The 21,672-nt window shown below is 63.7% G+C and carries 19 protein-coding genes and 1 pseudogene; 9 read left to right on the top strand and 11 right to left on the bottom strand.

Features of this window, described 5'->3' with window-relative positions; all coding sequences use genetic code 11:
• Positions 1–7: 7 nt before the first annotated feature.
• Positions 8–808, bottom strand: coding sequence for an electron transfer flavoprotein subunit beta/FixA family protein (locus D8W71_RS14595; RefSeq protein WP_121114265.1), 801 nt, complete (start codon positions 806–808; stop codon positions 8–10).
• A gap of 219 nt (positions 809–1,027) precedes the next feature.
• On the opposite strand from D8W71_RS14595, the gene D8W71_RS14590 reads away from it, so the two are divergent.
• The 3 genes from D8W71_RS14590 to D8W71_RS14580 are packed head-to-tail and all read left to right on the top strand — an operon-like array spanning position 1,028 to position 4,638.
• On the top strand, positions 1,028–1,852 hold the full coding sequence (locus tag D8W71_RS14590) for a class I SAM-dependent methyltransferase (RefSeq protein ID WP_201265075.1): 825 nt from the start codon (positions 1,028–1,030) through the stop codon (positions 1,850–1,852).
• A gap of 32 nt (positions 1,853–1,884) precedes the next feature.
• The gene (locus tag D8W71_RS14585) at positions 1,885–3,390 is read left to right on the top strand and encodes a 1,4-alpha-glucan branching protein domain-containing protein (RefSeq protein WP_121119218.1); all 1,506 of its coding nucleotides are present in this window, start codon (positions 1,885–1,887) and stop codon (positions 3,388–3,390) included.
• Positions 3,391–4,638: a glycosyltransferase family 4 protein gene (locus D8W71_RS14580; RefSeq protein WP_121114264.1), complete on the top strand. Its 1,248-nt coding sequence runs from the start codon at positions 3,391–3,393 to the stop codon at positions 4,636–4,638.
• Here the strand turns inward: D8W71_RS14580 and D8W71_RS14575 are convergent.
• Positions 4,621–5,397 carry an acyltransferase gene (locus D8W71_RS14575; RefSeq protein ID WP_121114263.1) on the bottom strand — a complete coding sequence of 259 codons (777 nt, stop codon included), beginning with the start codon at positions 5,395–5,397 and terminating at the stop codon, positions 4,621–4,623. The genes D8W71_RS14580 and D8W71_RS14575 overlap by 18 nt on opposite strands.
• A 202-nt stretch (positions 5,398–5,599) precedes the next feature.
• On the opposite strand from D8W71_RS14575, the gene D8W71_RS14570 reads away from it, so the two are divergent.
• Entirely contained in the window at positions 5,600–6,907 is a 1,308-nt protein-coding gene (locus tag D8W71_RS14570) for an outer membrane protein assembly factor BamB family protein (protein WP_236077436.1), read from the top strand.
• Here the strand turns inward: D8W71_RS14570 and D8W71_RS14565 are convergent.
• Genes D8W71_RS14565 through D8W71_RS14545 form a run of 5 tightly spaced genes read right to left on the bottom strand, consistent with a single transcriptional unit; the run spans position 6,895 to position 11,662 of the window.
• A complete protein-coding gene (locus tag D8W71_RS14565) occupies positions 6,895–8,076 on the bottom strand; it encodes a THUMP-like domain-containing protein (protein WP_121114262.1) in 1,182 nt (393 codons plus the stop codon). The genes D8W71_RS14570 and D8W71_RS14565 overlap by 13 nt on opposite strands.
• A gap of 14 nt (positions 8,077–8,090) precedes the next feature.
• Positions 8,091–9,119: a class I SAM-dependent methyltransferase gene (locus tag D8W71_RS14560; protein ID WP_121114261.1), complete on the bottom strand. Its 1,029-nt coding sequence runs from the start codon at positions 9,117–9,119 to the stop codon at positions 8,091–8,093.
• 56 nt (positions 9,120–9,175) lie between these two features.
• Complete coding sequence (locus D8W71_RS14555) at positions 9,176–9,955, bottom strand: enoyl-CoA hydratase/isomerase family protein (protein WP_121114260.1); 780 nt, start codon at positions 9,953–9,955, stop codon at positions 9,176–9,178.
• 11 nt (positions 9,956–9,966) lie between these two features.
• On the bottom strand, positions 9,967–10,797 hold the full coding sequence (locus tag D8W71_RS14550) for an NUDIX hydrolase (protein WP_121114259.1): 831 nt from the start codon (positions 10,795–10,797) through the stop codon (positions 9,967–9,969).
• A 34-nt stretch (positions 10,798–10,831) separates the two neighbouring features.
• A complete protein-coding gene (locus tag D8W71_RS14545) occupies positions 10,832–11,662 on the bottom strand; it encodes an ABC transporter ATP-binding protein (protein WP_121119214.1) in 831 nt (276 codons plus the stop codon).
• Positions 11,663–11,705: 43 nt separating this feature from the next.
• Here D8W71_RS14545 and glgX point away from each other — a divergent pair, with 43 nt between their 5' ends.
• Positions 11,706–13,847 (top strand): glycogen debranching protein GlgX, encoded by a 2,142-nt coding sequence (glgX, locus tag D8W71_RS14540; RefSeq protein ID WP_236077435.1) that lies wholly within the window; start codon positions 11,706–11,708, stop codon positions 13,845–13,847.
• Between the two features lie 59 nt (positions 13,848–13,906).
• Here glgX and yczE read toward each other — a convergent pair.
• The 4 genes and pseudogenes from yczE to ctaD form a co-directional block, all read right to left on the bottom strand.
• Positions 13,907–14,338, bottom strand: a pseudogene (gene yczE / locus D8W71_RS28425) (membrane protein YczE); the annotation flags it as partial.
• A gap of 171 nt (positions 14,339–14,509) precedes the next feature.
• A complete protein-coding gene (locus tag D8W71_RS14530) occupies positions 14,510–15,265 on the bottom strand; it encodes an aminoacyl-tRNA hydrolase (protein WP_236077434.1) in 756 nt (251 codons plus the stop codon).
• The gene (gene serB / locus D8W71_RS14525) at positions 15,262–16,488 is read right to left on the bottom strand and encodes a phosphoserine phosphatase SerB (RefSeq protein ID WP_121114258.1); all 1,227 of its coding nucleotides are present in this window, start codon (positions 16,486–16,488) and stop codon (positions 15,262–15,264) included. The genes D8W71_RS14530 and serB overlap by 4 nt, the downstream gene beginning before the upstream one ends.
• 132 nt (positions 16,489–16,620) lie before the next feature.
• Entirely contained in the window at positions 16,621–18,411 is a 1,791-nt protein-coding gene (gene ctaD, locus D8W71_RS14520; RefSeq protein ID WP_121114257.1) for an aa3-type cytochrome oxidase subunit I, read from the bottom strand.
• A 271-nt stretch (positions 18,412–18,682) separates the two neighbouring features.
• Between ctaD and D8W71_RS14515 the strand changes: the two genes are divergently transcribed.
• From D8W71_RS14515 to D8W71_RS14500, 4 genes are all read left to right on the top strand, one after another.
• On the top strand, positions 18,683–19,747 hold the full coding sequence (locus tag D8W71_RS14515) for an ABC transporter substrate-binding protein (protein WP_121114256.1): 1,065 nt from the start codon (positions 18,683–18,685) through the stop codon (positions 19,745–19,747).
• Position 19,748: 1 nt separating this feature from the next.
• Complete coding sequence (locus tag D8W71_RS14510) at positions 19,749–20,222, top strand: NUDIX hydrolase (RefSeq protein ID WP_121114255.1); 474 nt, start codon at positions 19,749–19,751, stop codon at positions 20,220–20,222.
• Between the two features lie 307 nt (positions 20,223–20,529).
• Complete coding sequence (locus tag D8W71_RS14505; RefSeq protein WP_201265074.1) at positions 20,530–21,447, top strand: SPFH domain-containing protein; 918 nt, start codon at positions 20,530–20,532, stop codon at positions 21,445–21,447.
• A gap of 3 nt (positions 21,448–21,450) precedes the next feature.
• Complete coding sequence (locus D8W71_RS14500; protein WP_121114254.1) at positions 21,451–21,648, top strand: hypothetical protein; 198 nt, start codon at positions 21,451–21,453, stop codon at positions 21,646–21,648.
• Positions 21,649–21,672: the final 24 nt, after the last annotated feature.

The raw sequence follows: 21,672 nt of genomic DNA, 5'->3' as shown, positions 1-21,672 counted from the left end.
GGCGGGATCAGATGATCTTCTGGCCTACGAGGTAGGTAGCGATCTTGTCGCCGCCGTCGCCCTCGTCGACAACCCGCTCGCCTGCAGTCTTGGGAGGCTTCGGCGTGGACGACGTCACGGTCGTACCCGCGTTCTCGACTCCGACGATTCCGTCCTCGACGCCGATATCGGCGAGAGTGATGGTCTGCACCGTCTTTTTCTTGGCGGCCATGATGCCCTTGAAGGACGGGAACCGCGGCTCGTTGATCTTCTCGGTGACGCTGACAATGGCGGGGAGAGGTGCTTCGAGTCCGAAGATGCCCTCGTCGGTCTCACGCTCGCCGGTGACCTTGCCATCTGCGACGCTCATCTTGCGCAGCTGCGTCAACGCGGGGATCTGCAGGTACTCGGCAATGATTGCCGGAACTGCACCGGTGCGACCGTCGGTCGCCTCGTTGCCCGCGATGATGAGATCGGCGGGCTCGTCGTTCTCGAACGCGACGTTGCCGAGTGCTGCGGCGAGTGCGTACGCGGTCTGGATCGCGTCCGAGCCGTGCAAGGAAGGATCGTTCAGGTGTACCGCGCTGTCGGCGCCCATGGAAAGCGCCTTGCGGATGGCGTCGGTGGCGCGATCGGGGCCTGCGGAGAGAACCTTCACCTCGCCGCCCTGGGACTCCTTGATGAGCAGAGCCTCTTCGACTGCACGCTCGTTGATCTCGTCGAGCACTGCATCGGCGGCTTCACGATCGAGCGTGAAGTCGCCGTCGGTGAGCTTGCGCTCGGACCACGTGTCGGGAACCTGCTTGATCAAAACAACGATGTTCGTCATGGGTCTGCGTCGACCTCCTGGTCATGTGCCGCTGATTCGTCGGGTAAATCGTGTGGCGCTTATGGGTTCTTGCTGTTCTAGGCCCTGCCGTAGATTACCCCATGTTTAGTTACTGGTGGGTAACTTACCGCATTTCCGATCTGACCATACATCCGCCCCGCCCCCTCCGACCGCACTGCCGATGGTTGTCGCGTCGCACGAGGCACTACCCTCTCGTCGGTGACCGATTCATCATCAGCCGAGCAGACTGGGATCCCCCAGTCCGAGCCACTCCCCCTCACCGGCGAGCGCACCGTTCCCGGAATCGCTGAGGAGAACTACTGGTTCCGCCGTCACGAGGTCGTGTACGAGCAGCTGCTCGCGCAGTGCGCTGGCCAGGTGGTGCTCGAAGCCGGTTCGGGAGAAGGCTACGGCGCCAACATGATTGCCGACGTAGCAGCCTCGGTCACCTGCGTCGATTACGACGCCTCAGCAGCCGCGCACGTGCGTGATCGTTACCCGCGGGTCGGCATGCTCCGGGGCAATCTGGCGCAGCTGCCTCTCGAGGACGCCTCCGTAGACGTCGTCGTCAATTTTCAGGTCATCGAGCATCTGTGGGATCAGGGACAATTCCTCGACGAGTGCTTCCGGGTGCTCAAACCTGGAGGTGTGCTGCTGATCAGCACCCCCAATCGCATCACGTTTTCACCGGGCCGCGACACGCCGCTCAATCCGTTCCACACTCGCGAACTCAACGCAGGCGAGCTCACCGAACTTCTCGTCGACAGCCAGTTCGAGGTGCAGACGATGACCGGCGTTCACCACGGAGAATCACTGCGTGCGCTCGACGCGAAACACGGTGGGTCGTTCATCGACGCACAGATCGAGCGCGCTCTCGCGGGCGAACCCTGGCCCGAGGAGCTGACGGCCGACGTAGCCGCGATCACCACCGCCGACTTCGACATCCACCCGGTCGACATGGATGCGAGCCTCGACCTCGTCGCCGTTGCGGTGAAGCCTTCTTCGAATTCGTCGGCGAGCCCGATCGCACCGGTGAGCGGGTGAGCACAACCCAGGCCCAGGTGACCGAACCAGGAATGTTCGCGCTGGTTCTGCATTCCCATCTCCCATGGCTCGCCAACCACGGTCGGTGGCCCGTCGGCGAGGAGTGGCTCTACCAGTCGTGGGCGGATTCTTATCTCCCGCTGACCGACATGCTGACCTCGCTTGCCGAGGAGGGCCGCACCAACTTGTTGTCGCTCGGCATCACGCCTGTACTCGCAGCCCAACTGGACGACCCGCATTGCTTGTCCGGGATGCATCATTGGCTCGCGAATTGGCAGCTGCGAGCACACGAGGCCGCAGATCGCGAACTGTCGATTCGTGAACACCGTTCTGCTGCAGCAGCACTCGAACTGTTCGAGAAACGTTGGCGACATGGCGGATCTCCGGTTCTGCGTCCGCTCGTCGACTCGGGAGCCGTCGAATTGCTCGGCGGCCCGCTGGCACATCCATTCCAACCATTGCTCGACCCGCGACTCCGAGAGTTCTCGCTTTCCCAGGGGTTGTCCGACGCGCACCTGCGGTGGGGTACGCGGCCACGCGGCATCTGGGCGCCCGAATGCGCGTACGACCCTGGAATGGAAATCGGTTATGCCGACGCGGGAATCACTCACTTCATGGTCGACGGTCCTGCACTACGCGGCGATACGTCGCTCGGTCGAACGGTGCGCGATTCCGATGTGGTCGCCTTCGGTCGCGATCTCGATGTCAGTTATCGAGTGTGGTCTCCGAAGTCCGGTTACCCCGGCCATGCGGCGTACCGAGATTTTCACACCTACGATCACGCGACCGGCCTCAAGGACAAGCGTGTGACGGGACGAACCGTCGACTCGGCCGACAAGGCGCCCTACGACCCGGCCGCGGCCTCCGCTGCGATCGACAAGCACGTGGCCGACTTCGTCGCTACCGTCCGTTCTCGACTGCGCAGTGAGTCCGCTCGCATCGGCCGCCCCGCACTTGTCGTCGCAGCCTTCGACACCGAACTCTTCGGTCACTGGTGGTTCGAAGGGCCGGTATGGCTCGAACGTGTCCTGCGCGCTCTGCCGGAGGCCGGCATCGATGTGGGAACCCTGGAGAACGCCCGATCGAGGGGGTATGTCGGCTCACCGGTCGAGTTGGAGAAATCTTCGTGGGGTTCGGGCAAGGACTGGCGCGTGTGGAACGGCGACGCCGTGTCGGATCTGGTCGCGCTGAACGCCGAAGTGGTCACGACCGCCATCGACACCGTGCACGCGAGCCGCAACGGGAACCCTGAGCCCGAATTGCGCAACCGGGTCAACGACCAGATTCTGCGTGAGACACTCAACTCGATCGCAAGCGACTGGGCCTTCATGGTCAGCAAGGACTCGGCCGCAGGTTATGCACGCCAGCGAGCGCACGTTCACGCGCACGCGCTCCGGGAGATCGCCGACGCGGCGACCGGCGGTCGGGCAGAACTCGCCACCGAGCTCGCGGATCGATGGAATCGGGCCGACGGGCTCTTTCCGTCGCTCGACGCCAGGCGGTTGCGCACGGATCGGCCGTTCGGAGGAGAGCGCTGAATGAAGATTCTGATGGTGTCGTGGGAATACCCGCCGGTCGTGGTCGGTGGGCTCGGTAGGCACGTTCATCACCTCGCGACCCAGCTCGTCCGCGGCGGCCACGAGGTCGTCGTCCTCGCGCGCCGGCCCACGGGCACCGATGCATCGACACACCCGACCCAGCATCGAATCGAGGACGGCGTTCTCGTCGTTGCGGTATCCGAGGATCCGGCGCACTTCGTGTTCGGCGAAGACATGCTGGCGTGGACTCTCGCCATGGGGCATGCGATGGTGCGTGCAGGAATCGCGCTCGGCAAACCGGGCCTCGGTGACGGCTGGCAGCCGGACGTGGTGCACGCACACGACTGGCTGGTGGCGCACCCGTCGATTGCACTCGCCGAGCACTACGACGTTCCTCTCGTCTCGACGATTCACGCCACCGAAGCCGGTCGCCACAGCGGATGGATCTCGGGCGCGGTCAACCGGCAGGTCCATTCGATCGAGTGGTGGCTTGCCAATGATTCCGACGCCCTCATCACCTGCTCTGCGTCCATGAAGGACGAGGTGACCAGGTTGTTCGGCGTCCGCGACGCCTCCGTCGCAGTGATCAGGAACGGCATCGACATCCGGACCTGGAGCTACCGACGCCGCGAGCCGCGGCAGGAGCCGGCGAAGTTGCTGTACGTCGGGCGCCTCGAGTACGAGAAGGGCATCCAGGATGCGATCGCAGCGCTCCCCCGGATTCGTCGCAGCCATCCCGGCACCACCTTGCACATAGCCGGGGAAGGCACCCAGTTCGCCTGGCTCGCGCAGTTGGCGCGCACCCACCGCGTGTCGCGCTCGGTGTCGTTTCTCGGCTCACTCGACCACGCCGAGTTGCTCGGATGGCTGCACGGAGCCGACGCTATCGTCCTCCCCAGTCGGTACGAGCCGTTCGGCATCATCGCACTCGAAGCGGCAGCGTCCGGAACGCCTCTCGTGGCGTCGACGGCGGGCGGCCTCGGCGAGGCCATCGTCGACGGCGTCACCGGTCTGTCGTTCGAGCCCGCCGACGTCGCCGGTCTCGCCGCAGCTGTGCGTCGGGTTCTCGACAACGTCGACGCCGCACAGGAGCGGGCAGCAGCAGCGCGCGACCGCCTCACCGTCGACTTCGACTGGAAGCACGTGGCCGACGAGACAGCCCAGGTCTACCTGGCGGCCAAGCGCAAGGTCCGCTACCCGCTGGCCCGTCCAGTCATCGTCGAACGAGCGCTACCCGAGCGAAGCTGAGTCACCCCTGGCCGCGTCCGCAGCCCGCAGAGCCTTCTTTCGCTCGATGTCCTCGAGGGCCGCGATGTACTTCGCGCGGTCTGCTGCACCGGCCTCCCAGTCCGCCTTGCGATTGCGCACGACCTTCGCGGGCGCGCCGACGGCAATGCTGTAGTCCGGGATGATGCCTTTGACGACGGCGTGCGCTCCCAGGACGCAACCGCGTCCGACGCTGGTCTCGCGCAACACGGTCACCTTCGCCGCGATCCAGGTGTCGGGCCCGATACGCACCGGTCCCTTGACAATTCCCTGATCTTTGATCGGCGTCGTCACGTCGTCCATCCGATGATCGAAATCGCAGATGTAGCACCAATCTGCGACGAGAGTCGACGCACCGATCTCGATGTCGAGATAGGTGTTGACGACGTTGTCCTTGCCGAAGACCACCTTGTCCCCGATACGCAAGGAACCTTCGTGACACCGGATGGCATTGCCGTCCCCGATATGCACCCAACGGCCGATCTCCAGCCTCGACAATTCCGGCGTCGAATGGATCTCGACGTTCTTGCCCAGGAACAGCATTCCTCGAAGAATTACGTGCGGATTGGCCGCTTTGAACTTCGCGAGTCGGTAGTACCTCACGAGGTACCAAGGCGTGTAGGCCTTGTTCTTCAGAACCCACCGAAGGGAGTCGAGTGTGAGGAAGCGTGCTTGATCCTCGTCGCGTCGTCTGGATCCTCGCCAGCGTGTACGCAGCGGCGCGTTCCACATGCTCGTCATACCGAGTCACCCTAGTTCGCCGGGAGTGGAGCCTGCGGAATGACCCAGGCAAGCCGGGAGTGGAGCCTGCGGAATGACCCAGGTATCAAGTTGCTCCCGGACCAACTTGCCGGTCGAGGCGCGTGCCCGTTGCCACGGGCGGGCGGGATAGTCTTCTCCCTTGACGCGTGTGGGCGAGTGAACGACGAGGGAGCGAGAAAAGGTGTTTGGCGGCAGAGCTGACTTCGTGCGCGCGGCCGGACTCGCAACGGTCGCTGCGCTGGCGGTCGTCGCGTGCGGCGGCAACTCCGGATCGATCGACGCGCTCGCGCCCGAGGGATGGCCGGCGGCTCACGGAGATGCCCGTAACAGCAACACCACCGAACACGAGGGTCTGTCGGAAGTCTCGCTCGACTGGTCGCGCCCACTGGGCGGCGCCGTCGTCTCGCCGGTGTCGATCGCGGCCAGCGGCCAGATGTTCGTCAGTTCGTACACCGAGTCGGGGTGCAACCTTTTCTCGTTCGAGATCGAATCGGGCAGGAAGCGTTGGTGCAATCGTGTCGGCCCGTCGGTGGCAACCGCGACGCCTCTCGTCGACTCGGTTGCGAATGTCTACATCGGCGACGACGGTGGATTCTCCTCGTTCAACGAGCACGGCCAATTACGGTGGCGCACTCCCACCCACGGGGTACCACGTTCGGCTCAGTTCCTCGGCGACGGAAGCGTTCTCGCGGTCACTCAGCTAGGCCAACTGAACGTGTTGGACACACAAACCGGGAAGACCGTCGTACCGATCCACGATCTCATCGGGCTGCCGGACTTTCTCGCCTCCCCCGACACCGATTTCCTTCCGCCCAACTCGGGTCTGGCCGAGTGTGGCACTGGTTCGCCGGCTTGCCCAATTGCGGCGGCGCCGGCGGTCGACCTCGATGCGTCGGACATTTTCCTCGTTCTCTGGCGCAACGGTGCAGTTGCGCCGCAGCTGGTCTCGCTCCATTACGACGCGACGGCAACGCCCGCGATCACCGAAAGGTGGTCCTCCGAACTACTCCCGGCAGCGGCGATCTCCAGTCCCGTTCTGTCGAGCGATGGCTCGACTGTGTACCTCGCCGACGTCGACGGACGGCTCACCGCGTTCGATACCTCCGACGGATCCTCCCGGTGGACGTTCGGTGCCGGATTCGGTGCGTCGGGCGCTCCGTCGGTCTCGTCCGACGGAACGATCGTCCCCTCGGGCGGCACAGGCATGCGCGCCGTGCAGGACGACGGTGACCGCGCCAGTGTGATCTGGGAGCGAAACGAGCTGCGGCAGTCGGGAACTCCGATTCAGACGCAGGACGGGTCAATCGTCACCGTGATCGGACGGGGCGACGAACTGGTGCTGACCTCGCTCGATTCCGCATCGGGCGACACCGAGTCGGAGCAACCGCTTCCGAGCGCAACTGGATTCACGGTCGGCACGTCCGTCGGACCCGACTCGCAAGTGGTCACTTCCAGCTATCTCGGCGAGATATACACCTACACACCGTGATCGGATCGTCCGGGTTCCCGGGCCGAGCACACGAACGCCACCGCCGATCGATCGATGCGGGTGATGATCACCGACAACGGAACCTCGCCCGTTAGCTTGAGTCGAGGTCGCAGGTTCGCGGGATCCACGTCGACTCCTCGAACGAGAATCTCGACCGATCCGCACCGATATGCTGCCAGCGCGAGGCGAAGCGCCTTCTCCGAGAACTTGATCCGTTCGAGGACGCGAAATCCGTTGACACCGTCGGGAACCGTGTCGCCGGTGAGGTAGGCAATTCGAGGGTCGAGTTGCCAGAGTCCATGCCGGGCCGCGTAATGGCGAACCAGGCCCGCGCGAACCACCGCGCCGTCCGGGTCCACGATCCACGCGCCGGGCTCGGCAACCTCGATGTCGTCCGGTTCGGCATCGGTCACCTCGAAGCTCGATCCGTTCGAGGACAGCACCGATGCCCGACGGGTTATCCCGGTGCCCGCGAGACCAGCCGACCACAGACACGCCTCGCGGACACCACCGTCGAGTGACACCAGTTCGATCTCACCGCTCCAGCCGAGCCGGTCGAAGTCCAGTCCCGGAGCGCATTTCACGACGAGATCCCGCCCCGCGTACTGCTGCAGCAACGATGGAAGCGGAGGTTCGAGCTGTGCCGGGTCGTGGGTACGACGTCCGCCCGTTCGCCGACCGGGGTCGGCGAGCACCACGGTGTCGCGACTCGTCGGAGTCAGTGCGTCCGCACGGAACACCGCCGCCGCCGGTACGTTGTGCGCGGCCATCCGTAACCGTACGAGGTCGAGATCGCTTCCGAGAACGGCCCCAGGCGTCTTTGCCAATGCCGCGAGCTCAGAGCCGACCGAACAGGTGACGTCGTGTACGTCTCGACCGGACAACCGTTCTGCACGACGTGCGGCAACGATCGACGGGGTCGCCTGCTGAACAGCCTCGTCGGTGAGCAACCACTCGTCTGCCTGCGCGAGTTTGGTGCGTGCTCGCCGCCTGAGTGTGGTCGTTTCCACCAACGGCGCCGCATGGTCGTCGTGGGAGCGACGGACGGCGGCGAGATCACTGATCATCGACGCTTTCGTCAGAGGCAGTTGGTCGACCCGGCGCAATGCTGCGACGCCGACATCGCTGATCAGAAAGTCGATGTCGGCGTCGGTGAACAGATAGGGCATCTAAGTGCCGAGGATCAGTCGGACTTCACTCCGGTGATCATCACGTTGTAGAAAAATCCTCGCGGGACCACGTGCTTGAGTACGTTCTCGTCCACCCAGCTCAAGGTCTTCCACCCGCCGAAGGCAAACTTCGCCCAGTTCCATCCGAGCTTGCCCGCGGGTACCGCTGCTTCGAACGTACGTACCGGCCATCCGAGCAGAGCGGCTGCAAATTCTTCGGTTTGTGCCTGAACCTCGACGGCACCGGCGCTACGCGCGATGTTCTCGAGGTCGCTCGGATCGAACGTGTGCAGATCTACGACGGCTTCGAGTGCTGCGGCGCGCGAGGACTCGTCCAGTTCTTCCTGCGGCTTGCGCCAACTCGCCAGGAACGGCAGCTTCGTGGTTCGCGTGGTCGCTTCCCAGGTGAGCCGCCCGAGCCATCGTGCGTAGAAGTTCCCGACCGTGGTGGGTTCGCCTGCGAAGACGAAACGTCCGCCGGGCTTGAGCACGCGAAGAACCTCACGAAGAGACTGCTCGACGTCCGGAATGTGGTGGAGCACGGCGTGGCCGACGACGAGGTCGAATGTGTTGTCCTCGTACGGGATGGTCTCGGCGTCCGCGACTCGGCCGTCGACATCGAGCTTCAGGTGCCCTGCGTTGCGGAGGGCGACCTTGACCATGCCCGGCGACAGGTCGGTCACCGAGCCCTTGTCGGCGATACCGGCTTGCATCAGGTTCAACAGGAAGAATCCGGTGCCGCAACCCAATTCGAGCGCGCGTCCGTACGGGAGTGCGTCGTGGGCACTCGGCTGACCGATGACCGCCTGATCGAAGCGTCCGCGCGCGTAGTCGATGCAACGCTCGTCGTACGAGATCGACCATTTGTCGTCGTACGTCTCCGCTTCCCAATCGTGGTATAGGACCTGCGCGAGCTTGGTGTCGCTTCGCGCCGCCTCGACCTGTTCAGCCGTGGCGTGCGGATTGGGTGCGGGGTCGGCGGGCGCATCCGGTACCACATGCAGCGTGGTGTCGGACTTGCCGTCGTGGGGGCTTGCAGTCATGAGGGCAGCCTACTATCCGGTAGAAAATGAACAAGTTCTAGTTTGGCGCGCGGTGCTCAGTTCCCGGTGAACTCGGCTTTGCCCGGTCCGTTCGCGATGAACGATTCCATGCCGATGGTCCGGTCCTTCGTCGCGAAGAGCGCTGCGAACTGTTGCGCCTCGATCTTCAATCCGGTGTTGAGGTCGGTGTCTAGCCCCTGATCGATCGACGCCTTGGCCGCGGCGAGTGCACGCGATGCGCCCTTCACGAACTGTGACGCCCACTTCTTGGCCGCGTCGAACACGTCGTCCGGCGCGACGACCTCGTCGACCAGTCCGATGCGTAGGGCTTCCTCGGCACCGACGAAACGGCCCGTGAACACCATGTCCTTCGCCTTGCTTGGACCGACGAGGCGAGCGAGGCGCTGCGTTCCGCCGCCGCCGGGAATGACTCCGAGTAGCGCTTCGGGAACGCCCAGCTTCGCGTTGTCGCCTGCGATGCGGCGGTCCGCGCCGAGCGCGACTTCCAAGCCACCGCCGAGGGCATACCCGGTGATCGCGGCAACGACCGGCTTCGGGATTGCCGCGAGCGAACCGAGGGCCGATTGGAGATCGCCGACGATGTCCGTCATCTGAGCCGTTGTCAGTTCGGCCATCTCCTTGATGTCCGCACCGGCCGCGAATACCTTCTCCCCGCCGTAGACGATGACTGCCTTCACGGAGGAATCGACGGTCGCCGCGCGCGCCGCAGACCTGATCTCTTCCTGCACCTGACGGTTCAACGCGTTCATCGGAGGGCGGTCGAGGCGAATGACGCCGATGCCGTCGGATACCTCTAACTTCACGAACTCAGCCATGTGCGCACACGCTACCGGTGCGGCGTCCGGCGATCGGTCCACGGGTGTGCGCTCCCGGCGTAGTACGCATCCTGGCCGGGGAAGTCGACACGCAGTTGACCGTCCACGTGGTAAAGGTCTGGCTGAATCGCCCGGATTTCGGGTGACGCCGCGAGGCAATCGGCGACATTTGCGTACTCCGTGAGCCCAGCAAGTTGACTCCACGTCGGCGGCAGGAGAATCGTGCGGCCGTCCTGCCACTCGCCGAGCGCAGCGTCGAGCGACCGCCACCCCACCGACGCAGCTTCGCTCGTCTGTCCGTCGGCGTGCTGGCCTGCCGGTTGCACTGCAACGAAGAATCTGGTGTCGTACCGGCGCTTCTCCCCCACCGGGGTGATCCAGTTCGACCATGGACGAAGAAGGTCGGCTCGAAGTACGAGCCCGTTCCGGGTGAGGAACTCACCGAACGTCTGCTCACGCCGCTCGAGCTTGCCGCGGTCGTCGGCGTAGCTGCTCGTGTCGGACACGACGCTGTCGGCAGTCGGTCCGGCGAGCAGAATGCCGCATTCCTCGAACGTTTCGCGGGCTGCAGCGCACACGAGCGCAGCAGCTTTGCGTTCGTCGACGCCGAACTTCTCTGCCCACCACGCTGGATCAGGTCCTGCCCAGGCGAGTTCCGAATCCGCGTCGGAAATGTCGACGCCTCCGCCGGGGAACACCGTCATTCCACCGGCGAAGGCCATACCGCCGACACGCTCGAGTAGGAAGACCTCGATGCCGTCGGCCGCGTCGCGCACGAGGATCACGGTCGACGCATCGCGGACTGGCGCCGGTTCGGGCCGCGGAACTTCGGTGGAGACCATCTTCGGAAACTACAACGCCGCTCCGCGGGGGTGTTCACCGGCGGTGCTGACCGGCCGCCCGTGTACGCCGTGCGAAGAATCGACCGTCCACGCGATCGAGAGTGATCGACTGGCTGAATGCCTCGGTGAGGTTCTTCGCGGTGATCACGTCCTCGACCAGTCCCTGCGCCACGACACCGCCTTCTTTCAACAGCAGCGCATGGCTGAAGCCGGGCGGGATCTCTTCGACGTGGTGGGTGATCAGGACGGTGGCGGGTGCGTCGGGATCGGCCGCGAGATCGGCGAGGCGGGCCACCAGTTCTTCGCGTCCACCCAGGTCGAGACCGGCGGCGGGTTCGTCCAGGAGGAGGAGCTCGGGGTCTGTCATCAAGGCGCGTGCGATGAGAACGCGCTTGCGCTCACCTTCGGACAACGTGCCGTACGTACGATTCGCGAGATGCTCGGCGCCGAGGCTTTCGAGCATCTCCACCGCCCGTTCGGTGTCCATGTCGTCGTACCGCTCACGCCAGCGGCCGAGGACGCTGTAACCCGCCGAGACCACGAGATCGCTGACGGTCTCGTCTGCCGGGATGCGGTGGGCAAGCGCGGAAGACGAAAGCCCGATGCGCGGCTTCAGATCGGCGACGATGGCCTTGCCGATCACTTCACCGAGAACATGGGCGACGCCGGACGTCGGATGCACCTCGGCAGCCGCGATACGCATCAAGGATGTCTTTCCTGCGCCGTTGGGTCCCAGCACCACCCATCGTTCGTCGAGTTCCACCTGCCAGGTGACGGGACCGACGAGGGTCACACCGCCTCGCCGAATGAGAACGTCCTTGAAGTCGATGAGCAAATCGGGATCCGGTTCAGACACGATGTCCATCTTGTCGCACATCCGAGCTGCTTACACGGCAGGATCTCCATGCGTGTCGTCGAATTTTCATCACACCGCCTCCGCCAGCAGACCAGCTCCTGGATCGCCGTTCCCTCTGGGCGCTACCGCCGTGGAAGGTGGTACTCAATTTGCGGTCCACTCGCCCGAGGCCGACGGCATCGAAATCTGCCTGATCGACGACGCCGGTGGCGAACAGCGTGTCGAGTTGCGCAGTCGGACCTTCGGAATCTGGCATGGATTCGTACCCGGTGTCGAGGCGGGCGCGACGTACGGCATCCGCGCGCACGGACCGTGGGATCCTTCTCGCGGCCGTCGTTTCAACGAGCACAAGATTCTCCTCGACCCGTCGGGGCGAAAGATCACCGGTCGTTTCGGAGACGCCGCAACTCTGCTTCCCTACGAAGACGAACCTTTCGGTAGACCGAGCTCCGTCGACTCGCTCGGCCACATGCCTCTGTCCGTGGTGACCTCAGGTTCACTGCCCGGGCTTGCCCAGCGCCGGCCCGCGGTCCCCTGGGATCGCACTGTGCTCTACGAACTCCATGTCGGTTCCTACACCGCTCGCCACCCGGAGGTTCCCGACGCACACCGAGGTACGTACCTGGGCATCGCAGCGCCCGCCGTACTCGACCATCTGACTCGCCTCGGCGTCACCACTGTCGAACTGCTTCCAGTGCAGGCGATGCTGACTGAACCCGATGTGCGAGCACGCGGAATGCGTAACCACTGGGGGTACTCCACGGGCGCATACTTCGCGGTCGATCCTCGGTTCGCGTCGGTACCCGGTGAAGAGATCACCGAATTCAGAACAATGGTCGACGCCCTGCACGCCGCCGGCATCGAGGTCGTCCTCGACGTGGTCTACAACCACACGTGCGAGTCGTCGGTCTCGGGGCCGTCGATCAGTTGGCGAGGGCTCGACGCACCCGGTTATTACCTGCTCGACGGTCGCGGATACGACGTGGACCTCACCGGATGCGGAAACACGTTGGACTCGGCATCTCCTGCCGTCGTACGCATGGTGTGCGACAGTCTCAGGTACTGGGTTCAGGAGATGGGCGTCGACGGCTTCCGCTTCGATCTCGCCAGTACGCTCGGCCGTCCGGGCGGATGGCGATTCGATTCACGTGCACCACTTCTCACCGCCATCACGACCGATCCGGTTCTCTCGCAGGCCAAACTGATCGCAGAACCGTGGGATGCGACGGGAGCTGGGTACCAGGTCGGTGGATTCGGCAGTATGTGGTCCGAATGGAACGACCGCTACCGCGACACCGTCCGTAGGTTCTGGTCGGGACAGACAGGGGTACGAGAATTGGCGTCGAGACTTGCGGGCTCCGAGGACATCTACGGCGGAGGAACCCGAAAGCCTTGGGCTTCGGTCAACTTCGTCACAGCGCACGACGGCTTCACCGCAGCTGATCTGGTGTCGTATTCACACAAGCACAACGAGGCCAACGGCGAAGAGAACCGCGACGGAACCGACAACAACATCTCGGTCAACCACGGTGTCGAGGGGACGACGGACGACCCGGACATCCTCGCAGCACGCGCACGGCATACGCGCGCACTTCTGGCAACGCTGACTTTGTCCACGGGCACTCCGATGCTGCTCGCGGGAGATGAGTTGGGCCACAGTCAGTTCGGAAACAACAACGCATACTGCGTTCGGGCCGACTCCCCGGCGGCGGAGTCGTGGGCGGTCGATTGGTCGACTGCGGACACCGAACTCGTCGCGTTCGTTTCCAGATTGCTCCGCATTCGCGCAAGCGCGCCGTCCCTCCGGCAGCAGGAGTTCTTCATCGGCCGCGACACTCCGACCGGCCGCCCGGATCTCGTGTGGTTCGACGCCACGGGCAACGAGCTGAGCACCGAATCGTGGAACGACGAATCCGTTCGGACGCTTCAGGCCTGGGTCGACGGCGGCGACGTGCGCTCCTACGAACCGGACGGCTTACCCGTCGACGACGCCAGCTCATTGTTGATCGTGCACTCCGGCGGGCCTACCGAGATATCACTGGCCTGCCCGGCCTGGGCTGCGCGCAGGTTCGTTCCCGTCTTCGATTCTTCCACTCCCGAGGGCGTTCCGGCCGATACATCGGCTGTGGAAGCAGGCTCGACGATTGCACTGACAGGTTCGACGGTGCTGGTCCTGCGGAGCGATGGAAAGTAGGTCATGAACACCTGCACCAGCGGACCGATACCGAATGCGTACAGCACCGTTCCCACTCCGACGTTGCCGCCCAGCAGCCATCCGGTGGCGACGACGGTGAGCTCGATCAGTGTTCGAACGAGCCTGACGGACAAACCAGTTCGCGCCACCAACCCCGTCATCAATCCGTCCCGGGGCCCCGGTCCCATGCCTGCGCCGATATAGAGGGCGGTCGCAAACGCGTTCATGACGATCCCTGTGACCAACAACGCTGCCCGCAGAGGCAGTGCGTCGACCTCGGGCAACCACGCAAGCGACACGTCGACTGCGATCGCGATGACGACCACGTTGCTCACCGTTCCGAGACCCGGCATCTGGCGCAAGGGGATCCACGCGAGGAGAACTGCAAGGCCGGTCAGCGCCGTGATTGCGCCGAAGCTCAACGGCAGATGCCGACTGACCCCCTGATGAAAGACATCCCAAGGATTCAGTCCCAGACTTGCGGTGACCATGAGCGCCATCGACAACCCGTAAAGCCACAGGCCGACGTAGAGCGCCGACAGACGGAGGGTCAATTCCCGGACTCGTTCGAACGATCGCATGCACCCAGTCTGGACCTCCACTGGCGCTCACAGAAACATCCAGTTTCGACTCAGTGGACCCCGACGAGAAGTGTCTCGTACTCAGGGTTCCAGAGCGGCGATGACGGTCATCGAACCTGGGGCCACCTCGGTGAAGCCCGCATCCCGAACTGCTACGGCCAAACCGGACTCCGCCGAGGTCCGTGCACGCCGCCATTGTGCCTCGTCGGCCTCGCGTACCGAGCACACGAAGCCGGCCGCTGCCCAGTGCGCACACTGCTGCTCGGTCATTGCTCCGGCAAGCAGCATGGACGCGTGACCGACCTGCGCGGCTGCTTTTCCGACGGTCATCTTCAACGCCGGATCGACCCAGAAGACCGGGACGCCGTCGAGCGCGGGCCCCGCATCGTCTGGTTCGAGGTCGGTGCCCCCGATCTGCAGTCGCTTGATCCGTGAGTCGAGATCCCCAACTCGTCCCGGCACCAGAGCCCTCGCCTGAGCACCGCCGACGTCGATCGTGATTCCTGGCACTTTCTGCGCGGCATCCCACTGCGCGCCACGCGCGCGACGGGCGACCTTTCTGATTCGTGCGCCGGTCCACGCCAGGAATTGGTCCTCCCAGGCGCCGCCAGTGCCGACCCGTTCGTCGAGGCACAGTGCCACTGCTGCAGATGCCGCGGCTTCGAGGAGTCGGCTTCGGGCGGGCGGATCGATCTTCGGGATATGCAGTACGACGGGCATCGCCAAAACGTCTGCCGGATCCGGTGGATCGGTGCGTCCTCCGTACCCGAGGGCAAGAACGGCATGCCGCTGGGCCAGTGTGCTCAGCGGACGCTCGTCTCCGAACTCGTCACTCACAGGATCGGTACGCGTCGGACACCACCGTCGATCGCGTCGGCTGCCTCGATTTCTCCGCGGGTAACTCCGAGCATGAACAGGACGGCATCGAGGTAGGGGGTCGAGATCGCCGTGTCCGCAATCTCCCGCAACGCGGGCTTGGCATTGAATGCCACGCCCAGGCCGGCGGCGGTGAGCATGTCGATGTCGTTCGCTCCGTCGCCGACGGCCACTGTCTGCTCCATGGGAACGCCGGACTGAGCAGCGAACTCGCGCAGAGCTGTCGCTTTGGCAGCGCGGTCGATGACCTCGCCGACGACGCGACCGGTCAGCTTTCCATCGATGATCTCGAGCGTGTTCGCCTTGACGAAATCCAACTCCAGTTCGTGGGCCAACCCCTCGATGACTTGACGGAAGCCGCCCGACACGACGCCACAGGAAAACCCGAGCCGACGGAGGGTACGGATGGTGGTGCGCGCGCCCGGAGTCAGTTCGAGTTCCTCGCCGACTTCGTCTATCACCGACGCGTCGAGGCCAGCCAGGGCTTGCACACGCTGATGCAGCGACTCGGTGAAATCGATCTCGCCGCGCATCGCGGATTCCGTCACCAGCCGAACTTCTTCTTCTCGGCCTGCTTTAGCCGCCAACATCTCGATCACCTCACCCTGGACGAGCGTCGAGTCGACGTCGAAGACGATGAGTCGCTTGGATCGTCTGGCAATTCCCGCGCGTTCGACAGCGACGTCCACCCCTACACCCGCAGCGATCTCGGACAGACCGGTCCGGAGCTGGCGATCGGCGTCCGGCGACGTATTGGTTGCCGTGACCTGTAGTTCGAGGCCCGTCACCGGATAGTCGGCGACCCCTCTGATCGAATCGATATTGGCGCCCTGCCTCGCCAACTCACGTGAGATGGTGCTGAACGCCCGTGCGGTGACCGGGCGCCCCAACACAACGACGACATGTGTCGCCAGGACGCGTTTGCCGACAGGATCAGCCCCGATCTCGACATCGACGTGAACGCCGACGGTGGACATCGCTTCTTCCAATTCCTCCTGAAGTGCCTCTGGATCGTTCGGACACGACAGGAGCACTCCGAGGGTGAGTCGGCCTCGGATCACGACCTGCTCGACGTCGAGCAAGCTGACCATATGGCGCGAGAGCGCCGCAAACAGCACCGAGGTGACGCCCGGCTTGTCCGGGCCTGTCACTGTCACGAGTACGACGGTGTCCGATGCCGGCACCGGTTCTCCCTTCCCTGTGCGAAGGCGTCCGCATACGGGCGCTCTCGAAGTCTGGTTCTTCTCGCCTGAGATTCTTGCAAGCGAAGAGCCCCGCCCGGGGACCGGGAGGGGCTCTTCGCGACTGTCGTATGTCTACTTCGGATCTGGATCGCCTGAATGTTCGTGGTCGCTGGTGGCGAGTGGTTCGCGTCGTGCCTTCTCGAGGACTTCGGTGGTGTGTCCGCCATGGCTACCAGGCCCGACGTGGGCTTCGGCGCGTAGGCGTTCGACCATGTGCGGGTAATGCAACTCGAACGCCGGCCGCTCCGAACGGATCCTGGGCAGTTCGGTGAAATTGTGCCGCGGCGGCGGGCAGGAGGTGGCCCACTCCAACGAATTGCCGTACCCCCACGGATCATCGACGGTGACGACCTCGCCGTACCGGTAGGACTTGAACACATTCCACACGAACGGCAACGTCGACGCACCGAGCACGAACGCACCGATCGTGGAAATGATGTTGAGCGTCGTGAACCCGTCCGAGGACAAGTAATCCGCGTACCGACGCGGCATACCTTCGTTACCGAGCCAATGCTGAACCAGGAACGTGCCGTGGAACCCGAAGAACGTCAACCAGAAATGCCACTTCCCGAGGGTCTCGTCCATCATCCGCCCCGTCATCTTCGGGAACCAGAAGTAGATACCCGCATACGTAGCGAACACCACCGTCCCGAACACCACGTAATGGAAGTGCGCGATCACGAAGTAGGTGTCGGTGACATGGAAATCGATCGGCGGACTGGCGAGCAACACACCGGACAGACCACCGAACAGGAACGTGATCAAAAACCCGATGGAGAACAACATCGGAGTCTCCAACGTCACCTGCCCACGCCACATCGTGCCGATCCAGTTGAAGATCTTCACACCCGTCGGCACCGCGATCAGGAACGTCATGAACGAGAAGAACGGAAGAAGCACCGCACCGGTGGCATACATGTGATGCGCCCACACCGCGATCGAGAGCGCCGCGATGGCGATCGTCGCGTAGATCAACGTGGTGTACCCGAACATCGGCTTACGCGAGAACACCGGGAAAATCTCCGACACGATCCCGAAGAACGGCAACGCGATGATGTACACCTCGGGATGACCGAAGAACCAGAACAAGTGCTGCCACAACAACACACCACCGGTCGCCGGATCGAACAGGTGCGCACCGAGATGACGATCCGCCGCCAACCCCAACAACGCCGCCGTCAACAACGGGAACGCAAGAAGAATCAGGATCGAAGTGACCAGAATGTTCCAGGTGAAGATCGGCATCCGGAACATCGTCATACCCGGAGCACGCAAACAGATGACCGTGGTGATCATGTTTACACCACCCAAAATGGTGCCCAAACCAGCAACCGCCAACCCCATGATCCACAGATCGGCACCCACACCCGGCGAATGCAACGCCGAGGTGAGCGGGGTGTACGCAGTCCACCCGAAATCAGCAGCACCACCAGGAGTGATGAACCCTGCAGTGGTGATCAACGCACCGAACAGATACAGCCAGTAGGAAAACGCATTCAACCGGGGGAACGCCACATCAGGAGCACCGATCTGCAACGGCAGAATGTAATTGGCGAACCCGAACACGATCGGCGTCGCATACAACAGCAACATGATCGTGCCGTGCATGGTGAATAACTGGTTGTACTGCTCGTTGGACAAGAACTGCATCCCCGGCACAGCCAACTCGGCGCGCATCAACAACGCCATCAACCCACCGACCAAGAAAAACGCGATCGACGTCGCGATGTACATGATCCCCAACACCTTGGGATCAGTCGTCGTCACCGCCTTGTGAAGAAAAGAACCCTTCGGTCCCATCCGCGGCGGAAAAGGCCTCACCGCCTCTACAGCGGGAGTTGGCCTAGGCGCTAGGGCAGTCACTGATCCTCCTGAAGATGCGTTCCGTCTCCACTTGGAGACAGCACGTCCTGGTGTCTTGCGCTCCTCGAATCCTAGACCGTGCGGATGCAGCACGCCGAACCGGTCCTACCGTGTGTCGTATTGGGGTGTCACGCCAGCATGGGGGCCAGATACGCAGTCTCCGAGTAAGGCTCCACTAATCTCGTCCGCGTTCGGTTGCGGGCGATTCCGCGGGCGTCGGACACGCTGGATAGGGTGTGACCGCATCCCACTCGCGTTAGGAACCTCACTGTTGACCGAAAAGTCGTCTGTGCATGCCATCGCCATCGCCATCGCAGTTGGCGCACTCGTGCTGACTTCTGGCTGTGCGGGCGCGTCCTCGACCGGAGACGATGCGTCGACGATCGTACGAAGCACCACCAACATCGCAGGCGCAGGCGTGGTCGGAAACGATCGCGAAACCGTCGGACTGTGTCCGGAAACCGCACCCCTCGACCCGACCGGCGTCGACGGCGACGTCCGACCCGTCGGCCACAGTGAAGGAATCACCGATGTGCCGGCCGATCCACTGCGAGTCGTGGCGCTGGGTTCTGCCGCACTGGACGCCACCTGCGCATTGGGCGTGTGGGAGCGAGTCGTAGGCGCATCGACGCTCGATCCGGCGTTCCGCGGAGACGGCGATCAGGAGCTGTATCTGGGTACCGGAATCGCCGAGATTCCTTCGGTGGGACCCGTCGGCACCCCTGACGTCGACGCGATCGCTCAACTTGCTCCCGACTTGATCCTCGGCGCCGACTCGCTGGGGCCCGATCTGTACAACTCGCTGACCGACATTGCACCCACTGTCTTCACCTCGACCGACGACGGATGGAAAGGCGCGTTTCTCCAAACCGCGGCTGCCCTCGGACGGGGCGGCACAGCCTTCGAGGAACTGGCAAGTTTCAGCGCGGACGCCGAGCAGGTCGGCCGCGACGTGAACGCCACCCAGACTCAAGCGTCGGTCGTCCGATTTCTTTCGGACTCTGCCGAAACCGACGGCCCCGAAACGTTCGCGAGTGAGGTGCTCGCCGAGGTAGGCGTCCAGCGACCCCCTTCGCAGCGCGACAACTCTGCCTCGGTGACGGCCGAGAACTTGTCTCCCGCCGAAGGTGACATCGTGTACGTCCGTTTCGACGGCGACGACGGCGAGACCTACGGAAAGTCCGTCATGACCAACGCAGCCTGGGAGGATCTCGGGTCGGCCAAGGACGGGCGCATCTTCGTAGTCGACGACACCGTGTGGTCGGGAAGCGGAATCGTCGCGGCCCGTGCAATCCTGGCGGATGTGTCGAACTCACTCAACGCGTACGTGTCCTGACGTGCCGATCCCCGAGTTCGTGCTCGCTCTGCGCGAGAAGGTCGGAACCTCACCCCTCTGGCTGTCGGGTGTGAGCGCAGTCGTGGTCGACGCCGACGGTCGCATTCTCCTCACTCGTCGACGGGACAACGGTCAATGGGCCGTCGTATCCGGCATTCTCGAACCCGGCGAGGAACCGGGACCCGCAGCCCTTCGCGAAATCCGCGAAGAAACAGGTGTCGACGCCGAACTGGTCCGACTCACGGGCGTCGACGTCACCGAGCAGATCACCTATCCGAACGGTGATGTCGCGCAGTACCTCGACATCACCTTTCTCGCTCGTCACATCGCAGGCGACGCCTACGTCGCCGACGACGAAAACCTTGCCGTCGAGTGGTTCACTCCCTCCGCTCTGCCCGAAAACCTAACGGGCACTTCGCGTCTGCGCATCGAGCACGCACTCAGCGGCACTCCCGAGGCGTGGTTTCGGCGCTGAAGCCGCTCCCCCGGGTGTGACCGAATGTCTGTTTCGGTCACTTTCACGGACCGAATGAGCCTTTCGGTCACTCAGAGTGTGCGAACGAGCCTTTCGGTCACCTCACGGGAGCGAACGAGCCTTTCGGTCACCTCACGTGAGCGAATGAGCCTTTCGGTCACTCAGAGTGTGCGAACGAGCCTTTCGGTCACTCAGAGTGCGCGAATGAGCCTTTCGGTCACCTCACGGGAGCGAACGAGCCTTTCGGTCACCCCAAGCGCGCGAAATGTGATATCACTTTAGTATCACCGAAGAAGGAGGGGTATTCATGACCGCACCCACGACCGTTGCCGAGAAGCCAACGGGAACACCGACGACCACCATTGCCGAACGACCAGGGTGGGATCTGCCCGGATGGTCGATGCTCGGCGTCGGTCTGGCCTTGTTCCTTGCAGGCGTAGCGGCATTCGCGCTCGGCATTGTGTTCACCGTTGTCGGACTGATCGTCGCCGGGGTCGTGCTGTTCGTCGTGTCACTGCCGGTACTGGCCGGACTGACACTGGTTCAGCCCAATCAAGCTCGTGTACTACAACTTCTGGGAAGCTCGTACAGCGGAACGCTCCGAACCCCGGGCCTACGCTGGACCAACCCGCTGACCTACCGCAGGGCGATCTCGACGCGGATCCGCAACCATGAGACCGGCCAGTCCAAGGTCAACGACGCGGATGGCAATCCGATCGAGATCTCTGCGATCGTCGTCTGGCAGGTCGCGGATACAGCGTTGGCGTCGTTCCAGGTCGACGACTACGAGGAATTCGTCGCAGTCCAGACCGAGTCCGCCGTCCGGCACATCGCCGGCAGCTACCCGTACGACGCCGAGGGCCGGATGTCGTTGCGGGAGAACGCCGACGAGATCACCGGCGCAATGTCCGAGGAAGTTCATGCCAGGGTCAGGTCGGCGGGCGTCGAGGTGATCGAGACCAGAATCAACAGGCTCGCGTACGCACCCGAGATCGCCCAAGCCATGCTGCGTCGCCAGCAAGCTGGTGCAGTCATCGCCGCCCGTCAGTTGATCGTCGAGGGGGCGGTTGGAATGGTCGAGATGGCGCTCACGAAGCTGGAGGACAAGCACGTCGTCGAGCTCGACGAAGAACGCAAGGCGTCCATGGTCTCGAACCTGCTCGTCGTGTTGTGCAGTGATCGTGACACACAGCCCGTGGTCAACACCGGATCGCTGTACCAGTGACTCATGGGCGTCGAACGTAAGAAAATCCTTCTTCGGCTCGATCCAGCGGTGCACGATGCACTGGCCCGCTGGGCCGGCGACGAGCTGCGCAGTACCAACGCGCAGATCGAGTTCCTGCTTCGCCGCGCACTGACCGAGCAGGGACGCATGCCGAAGAACGCGAACGACATCAGGAAACAAGGAAGGCCCCCCGGCTCGTAGCCGGAGGGCCTTCCTTGGCCGAGA

The sequence above is a fragment of the Rhodococcus sp. P1Y genome (genome assembly GCF_003641205.1).
Taxonomy (GTDB): Bacteria; Actinomycetota; Actinomycetes; order Mycobacteriales; family Mycobacteriaceae; genus Rhodococcoides.
This window is presented reverse-complemented; position numbering and strand designations above follow the sequence as displayed.